The sequence below is a fragment of the Terrabacter sp. FW104-15G4B genome, assembly GCF_058790095.1.
On sequence record NZ_JBYTCI010000057.1, the window covers coordinates 1 to 7,445 of the forward strand.

At 71.3% G+C, this 7,445-nt stretch carries 8 protein-coding genes; 4 read left to right on the top strand and 4 right to left on the bottom strand.

Annotated features, from left to right (window positions below):
* Positions 1-40: 40 nt before the first annotated feature.
* Positions 41-928, bottom strand: coding sequence for a LysR family transcriptional regulator (locus AC3WRT_RS20410; protein ID WP_492725207.1), 888 nt, complete (start codon positions 926-928; stop codon positions 41-43).
* A gap of 87 nt (positions 929-1,015) precedes the next feature.
* On the opposite strand from AC3WRT_RS20410, the gene AC3WRT_RS20415 reads away from it, so the two are divergent.
* Positions 1,016-2,245, top strand: a complete 1,230-nt coding sequence (locus AC3WRT_RS20415; RefSeq protein WP_492725209.1) for an MFS transporter — start codon at positions 1,016-1,018, stop codon at positions 2,243-2,245.
* 72 nt (positions 2,246-2,317) lie between these two features.
* Here the strand turns inward: AC3WRT_RS20415 and AC3WRT_RS20420 are convergent, their stop codons facing one another.
* From AC3WRT_RS20420 to AC3WRT_RS20430, 3 genes are read right to left on the bottom strand one after another with little or no spacing between them, the layout of a single operon-like run.
* Positions 2,318-3,250, bottom strand: coding sequence for an ABC transporter ATP-binding protein (locus tag AC3WRT_RS20420; protein WP_492725210.1), 933 nt, complete (start codon positions 3,248-3,250; stop codon positions 2,318-2,320).
* Positions 3,247-4,062, bottom strand: a complete 816-nt coding sequence (locus AC3WRT_RS20425) for an ABC transporter permease (protein ID WP_492725212.1) — start codon at positions 4,060-4,062, stop codon at positions 3,247-3,249. Before AC3WRT_RS20425 ends, AC3WRT_RS20420 begins: the two co-directional genes overlap by 4 nt.
* Positions 4,055-4,774, bottom strand: coding sequence for an ABC transporter permease (locus AC3WRT_RS20430; protein ID WP_492725214.1), 720 nt, complete (start codon positions 4,772-4,774; stop codon positions 4,055-4,057). Before AC3WRT_RS20430 ends, AC3WRT_RS20425 begins: the two co-directional genes overlap by 8 nt.
* A 152-nt stretch (positions 4,775-4,926) precedes the next feature.
* Between AC3WRT_RS20430 and AC3WRT_RS20435 the strand changes: the two genes are divergently transcribed.
* Genes AC3WRT_RS20435 through AC3WRT_RS20445 form a run of 3 tightly spaced genes read left to right on the top strand, consistent with a single transcriptional unit; the run spans position 4,927 to position 7,416 of the window.
* Entirely contained in the window at positions 4,927-5,487 is a 561-nt protein-coding gene (locus AC3WRT_RS20435) for a gluconokinase (RefSeq protein ID WP_492725216.1), read from the top strand.
* A complete protein-coding gene (locus AC3WRT_RS20440) occupies positions 5,484-7,022 on the top strand; it encodes a GntT/GntP/DsdX family permease (protein WP_492725218.1) in 1,539 nt (512 codons plus the stop codon). Before AC3WRT_RS20435 ends, AC3WRT_RS20440 begins: the two co-directional genes overlap by 4 nt.
* Positions 7,023-7,026: 4 nt before the next feature.
* Complete coding sequence (locus AC3WRT_RS20445) at positions 7,027-7,416, top strand: pyridoxamine 5'-phosphate oxidase family protein (protein WP_492725219.1); 390 nt, start codon at positions 7,027-7,029, stop codon at positions 7,414-7,416.
* The last annotated feature ends 29 nt before the right edge of the window (positions 7,417-7,445 follow it).

Below are 7,445 nucleotides of genomic sequence, written 5' to 3' on the forward strand. Positions count from 1 at the left end.
GTTCGTGGCCTTTCGACTGTTGGGGCGGGCCGGGCGGCGGTCAGGTCGAGGGTGGGAGTTGATGCGCGAGGTGGGCGAGGAGCGCGTCGACGGCGGGTGACCGGCCCTCGGGCCTGGCGATGACCGACAGCTCCCAGACCAGCTCCTCCGCCAGGGGCAGGACGGCCACGCCGGGCGCGCGGGCCGCCGTCTGCTGCGGGACCACCGCGACCCCCAGCCCCGCCGCGACGTAGGCCGGCACGGTGCTGAGGTCCGGCACCTCCAGGGTGACCCGCCGGCGGAGGCCTGCGCCACGCAGCCAGTCGTCGACGACCTTGCGGTTGCCGAAGCCGACGGGCATCTCGACGAAGTCGTCGCCGAGCAGGTCGGCGACCGACACGGATTGCTCCCGGGCCAGGGCGTGCCCGTCCGGCAGCAGCGCGACGAACGGCTGCCGGCTCAGCACCTGCGTGTGCACGCCGGCGAGGTCCTGCAGGGCGAGACCGCAGAAGGCGACGTCCACCCGGGAGCGACGCACGTCGTCCACCAGTCCGGTGGAGCCTCTGGGCGAGGTGCGCATCGACAGCTCCACTCCCGGGTGCGCCTGGTGGAATGCGCCGAACACCGCCGGCAGACCGAGGGACTCGAGGTTGGTCAGCATCCCCACCCGCACCGAGCCGCTCACCGCTCCGGTGGCCCGCGCACCGGCGGTCCGCATCTGGCGCACGGCCTCGAGCGCCGTGCGGGCCCGCGGCAGCAGCTCGCTGCCGGCCCGGGTGAGCGCGACGTGGCGGGTGGACCGGATGAACAGAGCCGCGCCCACCTCTCGCTCGAGCGCTGCGACTCCGGAGGAGACCGTCGACTGCACCGCCTGGAGCCGCTCGGCGGCGCGGGTGAAGCTCAGCTCCTCCGCGACCGCGACGAAGTACTCGAGGTGCCGGGTGTCCACGACATCCATCATCCATCGATCGAGTCGTTCAATACGACCGAAGATGCTCGTTGGACACGATGAATCATCAGAGCGCAGGCTTGGGTCATGACGTCAACCAGCCAGCGCACCGCTGCCGAGCAGCACGACGACGCCGGGCGGGCGCGACACCGGCGCGGCTTCTGGGTGGTCGTCGGCGCCTTCGCCGTCCTGATGGCCTTCACGACGCTGCCCACCCCGCTCTACCCGCTCTACCAGCAGGTCGACGGCTTCCCCACCTTCGTCATCACGCTCATCTTCGCGGCATACGGCATCGGCGTGATGGCCGGCCTCTACCTCGCGGGCCACGTCAGCGACTACCTCGGGCGGCGGCGCGTACTGCTCGCGGCCACCGCCCTGGAGCTCGTCAGCGCGGTCATGTTCGTCCTGCTCCAGGACACCGCCAGCCTGCTCGTGGCCCGGTTGCTCTGCGGCATCGGCATCGGCGCGGTCACCGCCACCGCCACCGCCCACCTGGCCGAGCTGCACGCGGTGGGCCGGCCCGACTCGGACGGGCGCTTCGCCTCCGTCGTCGCGGGCGCCGTCAACACCGGCGGGCTCGCCCTCGGTCCCCTCGTCGCGGGGCTGCTGACGCAGTTCCTCCCGCACCCGCTCACCGTGCCGTATGCCGTGTGGGTCGTCCTGCTCGTCCTGGCCTTCGGTGCCCTTCTGCTCGCCCCCGAGACGGTCGAGCGGCCCGCCGTGCGCCCGGCCTACCGCCCGCAGCGGGTCAGCGTGGAGCCGGCTGCCCGCCGGCACTTCTCCGCGGCAGCGGTCGCAGCGGCGGCCGCCTTCTCGGTGCTCGGCGTCTTCACGTCGCTCACGGCCAGCTTCGTCGGCGGCACGCTGGGCCTGCACTCGCGGCTGCTCACCGGCTCCATCGTCTTCGGCGTGATCGGAGCCTCCACGCTCTCGCAGATCGTGCTCGGCTCCCGGGACGTGCCCGAGCGGCTGCGCGCCGGGATGGCGGCGATGTCGGTCGGGCTGGTGCTCGTCGCGGTCGGAGCCTGGACGACGTCGCTGCCGGTCTTCACGGTCGCCGGCGTGCTGGCCGGGGCCGGCGTCGGGCTCGTCTTCAACGTCGCCCTCACGACGGCGGCCACGGTCTCCTCCCCGGAGAACCGCGGGGAGACGCTGGCCGGTATGTTCCTCGCCGCCTACGCCGGGATCACGATCCCCGTGGTCGCCGCCGGCGTCGCCGTGACCTTCTTCGCGGCCCCTGCGGTGCTCGTCGTCTTCGCCGCCATCGTCCTGCTGGCCGTCCTCGTCTCGACCACCCGCCTCCTCCGCACCCTCTGACCGTCGAAGGGCCACGAACCGGGCCCCTGTCTGTGGCCTTTCGACGGTGGCGTCGGGGCTTGGGGTGGACGGTCAGGTGCGGCCGGAGGCGGCGTAGATGCGGCGGACGACGTCCTCGATGTCCGGCTCCAGGATGGTCAGGTCGCGCACCTCGTGCCGTGAGGAGACGTGGGCGAGCACGGCCGCGACATTCGTCGCCTCGGAGTCGAACGCGAGCCGTTGGCGCAGGCCGTCGGACTCGCTGGCGACGAGGGTCGCACCGGGCACCTCCCGCAGGTCGGGCGTCGGCTGCGCGAGGTCGATGACGAGGATGCGGCGCGCGCCGACCGTCCCGGCGAGACCGTCGAGCGTGCCGTCGAAGGCGAGCCGGCCGTGGTCGACGACGAGGACCCGGTCGCAGAGCCGCTCGATGTCGCCCATGTCGTGCGTCGTCAGCAGCAGGGTCGTGCCCTGCTCACGCCGCTCGGTGACGAGGAACTCGCGCAGCCGCTGCTTCGACAGCACGTCGAGACCGATCGTCGGCTCGTCGAGGATCAGCAGCTCCGGCGAGTGCAGCAGGGCCGCGGCGATCTCGGCCCGCATCCGCTGTCCGAGCGACAGCGAGCGCACGGCCGTTCCGAGCTGCGGTCCCATCTCGAGCTGCTCGACGAGCAGGTCGGTGCGGGCGCGCGTCGACGGCTCGTCCATCCGGTGGATCGCCCCGAGGATCGCGAACGAGTCGCGCAGCGGGAGGTCCCACCACAGCTGCGAGCGCTGTCCGAACACGACCCCGACCCGACGCGCGACCTCGACCCGCTCACGCATCGGGTCGAGCCCGCACGTGCGGACGTGGCCCGACGTCGGCTTCAGGATGCCGGTGAGCATCTTGATCGTCGTCGACTTGCCGGCGCCGTTGGCACCGATGTAGCCGACCGCCTCGCCGGGCGCGACCGAGAAGGTCATCCGGTCGACGGCGCGCGTCTTCTTGAAGTCGCGCACGAGGTCGCGCGTCTCGATGATGCTCATCCGCCTGCTCCTTGGTAGTGACGGGTTCCGAGCCGCCAGCACGCTCCAGCGATGCCCCAGGCCAGCAGCGCGGCCAGCGGCGTGAACCAGGCGAGCCACGTCGGCGCGAGCGGGTCCTGGACGTCAAGGATCGCGACGGCGGGGATGTAGGCGACGAACGCCGTCGGCAGGACGAAGGTCCAGAAGATCCGCAGGGGGTCGGGGAAGACCTGCTGGCTCTGCTGGGCGGCATACGACCCGCCGTAGGTGAAGGCGTTGGTGAACTCGGCGCCGTCGACGAGGAAGAACTGCACCCCTCCGGCCGCGGTGAAGAGGGCGGAGAAGATCGCGGTGCCGCTCACGACCGTCAGGACGATGAGCGCGGCCGTCGAGGCCGACCAGGAGATGTCGGCAGTCGTCAGTGCCACGCCGAGAGCCACCATCGCCACGGTCAGGCGCCCGACCCGTCGCAGCGACAGGTCGCTCGTCATGAGCTGGGCGAGCAGCGGGAGCGGTCGCACGTAGAACGCGTCGACCTGACCGGCACGGATGTAGCGCGGGAGCTGGTCGAGGTGTCCGACGAACATGTCTGCGAGCGAGAAGGCGAGGTTGGACAGGGCGAAGACGAGCAGCGCCGCCGTGAAGTCGAGCCCGCCGAGCACGTCGACGTTGTGGAAGATCACCCACACCTCGGCGAACTCCGCGAGACCCACGCCGACCGTGCCGAGGATGTCAGTGACGAACGACGTGCGGTATTGCATCTGCGCCCGTGCGCGGGACTGGAGCAGCACCCTGTAGGGGCGCAGCCGCTGGGACAGCGTGACGTCAGCCACCCTGCACCTCGAGACGACGGCGACCGGCACGCAACACGACCTGCCCCAGCCCCAGCAGCGCCCCGGCCCAGAAGACCTGCACCGCGACCGCCGACGCGATGCCCGCGCCGAAGACCCGTCCGGCGAGGATGTCGATGGGGTTCTGCAGCATGGCCGGAAAGGGCGACCAGTTGGCGACGGTGCGCAGCCAGTCCGGGAACCACGGCACCGGTAGGTAGAGGCCGCAGAGCAGCCCGCCGGTGATCATCCACAGCAGCGTGATGCCGCGGATCTCGACGAGCCAGAGGGCGAGCAGGTTGATGACGAAGTTGCCGGCGAAGGCGACGACGACCGCGAGCACCACGGAGACTGCGCCGGCCACCCAGCTCAGCGCCGACGGCGGCCACGCCAGGTCGAAGAGGAGCGCACCGAGCAGGAGGGCAGGTAAGCCCCGACCGACCAGGTTGATGCCGGCGCGGCCGAGATCGCTTGCCAGGTAAGCCAGCTGAGGATCGACAGGCCGCAGGAAGTCGACCGCGATGTCACCCGTGCGCACCCGGTCCTTGACCTCGGCGAACCCCCACAGGTTGACCGTGCCGAGCAGCGCCTGGCCCCACCACACGAACGCGATCGTCGTCGGGGCGTCGTAGCCGCCGATGGACGTGCCGGCCGAGGCGAGCGCCGCCAGCAGGATCGAGGCCCGGATGAAGCCGAAGACGGAGTTCGTCGTCATCCCGGCGAGCAGAGCCAACCGGTACGTCGAATGCCTCCTGAAGCCGGCTCGGACGAGCAGCCAGAAGGTCCTCACGACGGTCGGACACGGGCAGGCACAAGGGGCCACGCTACAGACGGGGCCGCCGCTGGACAACGGGGTACGTACCCAACATGCCGGACTCCGCGGACGACCCTCCTCCTCTCGCGCCCCCGGACCCTGACGTGGTCATCGTCATGGGCGTCAGCGGGAGTGGCAAGAGCACCGTCGCCAAGGGCCTCTCCACCGTCATGGGCTGGGAGTTCGCCGAGGGCGACGCCTTCCACTCCGAGGCCAACGTCGCCAAGATGCGCAGCGGCCAGCCCCTGACCGACGAGGACCGCTGGCCGTGGCTGGCCTCCATCGGCGAGTGGATCAGCGGCAAGGAGGCGGTGGGCGAGTCGGCCGTCGTCACGTGCTCGGCCCTCCGGCGGGCCTACCGCGACGTGCTGCGCCGCGGCCGCCCGCACGTTCGTTTCCTGCACGTCCAGGCGCCCAGCGAGATCATCGCAACCCGGATGGAGCACCGCGCCGGGCACTACATGCCGGCCTCGCTGCTGCCCAGCCAGCTCGCCACGCTCGAGCCGCTCGCGGCCGACGAGCCCGGCGTCACCGTCACCAATGAGGGCACTGCGGCCGAGGTGCTCGACCGATCACTGCGCGCCCTCGGACTCTGGAAGGACCCCACCGCATGATGCTTGCCACGCTCCCCAACACCGTCGCACCAGCGCTCGCCCCTGCGGTCTCACGGCTCGCCGTCGAGGCACCCCAGGAGCCGTATGCCGGCAACGCGCAGCTCGTGCTCGCGTGCCTGCTCGGCATCCTCGCCGTGGTGCTGCTCATCACCGCGGTCAAGCTGCACCCGTTCCTGGCCCTCATGCTCGGTTCCGCCGTCCTCGGCGTGGTGGCGACCATGCCCCCCGCCGACATCGTGACCAGCTTCATCGCCGGATTCGGGTCGACCGCAGGCGCGGTGGGCGTGCTCATCGCCCTCGGAGCCATGATCGGCAAGATGCTCGAGGACTCCGGCGGGGCGAACCGCATCGTCTCGACGCTCGTCGGCCGGGTCGGACCGGGCGGCCTGCCGTGGATGATGGCCCTCATCGCAGCGATCCTGGGCCTCCCCCTCTTCTTCGAGGTCGGTGTGGTGCTGCTCGTGCCCGTCGTGATCCTCGTGGCTCGCAAGACCGGCCTGTCGGTGATGAAGGTCGGCATCCCGGCCCTCGCGGGCCTCTCGGTGCTGCACGGGCTCGTCCCGCCGCACCCGGGTCCGCTGACCGCCATCGGGCTGCTCCACGCCGACCTCGGCCGCACGCTGCTCTTCGGCATCATCGTCGCCATCCCCACCGTCATCGTCGCGGGCCCGGTGCTCGCACGCTTCGTCGACCAGTGGGTGCCCAAGTACGTCGACACGCTCGTCGGCACGCCGGTGTCGGCGGGCGCGGGCGGTGTGGCCGTCGCAGATCGCCCGCATGGAACATCATCGCCGTCGGGCGCCGGGGGCGGTGGTCGCTACGGCAACCTCGAGGAGCTCGAGGCACCCCTCGAGCCCGGGCGCCGTCGCGTCGGCTTCGGCTCTGCCATCGTGGCGATCACCCTGCCGGTGGCGCTCATGCTCATCGACGCGATCGCGAAGCTGGCCGTCTCCGACAAGGGGAGTGGCGTCCGTCAGGTCTCCGACGTTCTCGGCACCCCCGTCGTGGCGCTACTCATCGCGGTCATCTTCTGCTACTTCCGGCTCGGTCTCGCCTCCGGCATGACGCGCGTCCAGGCCAGCAACTCCCTGGGCGCGAGCCTGCCCGGCGTCGCCGGCATCATCCTCATCGTCGCGGCGGGTGGCGGCTTCAAGCAGACGCTTGTCGACGCGGGGGTCGGCAAGGTCATCGCCGACTGGGCCACGGGTGTCAGCATCTCGGTGTTGCTCCTCGGCTGGCTCGTCGCCGTGCTCATCCGCCTCGGCACCGGCTCGGCCACCGTCGCGACGATCACGGCCGCCGGCATCGTGGGACCGCTCGCCTCGACCCTGACGACGAGCCACCTGGCCCTGCTCGTCCTGGCGATCGGTTGCGGCTCGCTCTTCTTCAGCCACGTCAACGACGCCGGCTTCTGGCTCGTCAAGGAGTACTTCGGTCTCACCGTCGGAGAGACGATCAAGTCGTGGTCGGTGATGGAGACCGTCATCTCGGTCGTCGGCTTCGCGCTCGTCATGGTGCTGAGCCTCGTAGTCTGACGCGGTGGCGACCCTCCCCCGCGACCTGTCCACCGAGGCGCTCGAGTTCATGGCGGTGCGCCACCTCGCGACGCTGACGACGCTGCGCCGCGACGGCTCGCCGCACGTGGTGCCGGTCGGGTTCACCTGGGACGCGGACGCGTCCGTGGCGCGGGTCATCACGAGCCGCACGAGCCGGAAGGCGCGCAACGCCGGCGCCGGCTGCCCGGCCGTGCTGTGCCAGGTCGACGGGCGCCACTGGCTCGCCCTGCAGGGGACCGCGCGCGTGCTCGACGACGGGGCCTCCGTCGCGGATGCCGTACAGCGGTATGCCGCCCGCTACCGCGAGCCCCGCCCGAACGCCGAGCGCGTGGTCATCGCCATCGACGTGCACTCCGTCCTCGGCAATCTCTGACCCTCCGCACCCCACCCGCCCCTCTTCAC

Bases quoted from the DNA above. Each gene is read 5' to 3' on its own strand.
- AC3WRT_RS20415 (WP_492725209.1), top strand. From the start codon at position 1,016: ATGACGTCAACCAGCCAGCGCACCGCTGCCGAGCAGCACGACGACGCC.
- AC3WRT_RS20420 (WP_492725210.1), bottom strand. From the start codon at position 3,250: ATGAGCATCATCGAGACGCGCGACCTCGTGCGCGACTTCAAGAAGACG.
- AC3WRT_RS20430 (WP_492725214.1), bottom strand. From the start codon at position 4,774: ATGACGACGAACTCCGTCTTCGGCTTCATCCGGGCCTCGATCCTGCTG.
- AC3WRT_RS20435 (WP_492725216.1), top strand. From the start codon at position 4,927: ATGCCGGACTCCGCGGACGACCCTCCTCCTCTCGCGCCCCCGGACCCT.
- AC3WRT_RS20440 (WP_492725218.1), top strand. From the start codon at position 5,484: ATGATGCTTGCCACGCTCCCCAACACCGTCGCACCAGCGCTCGCCCCT.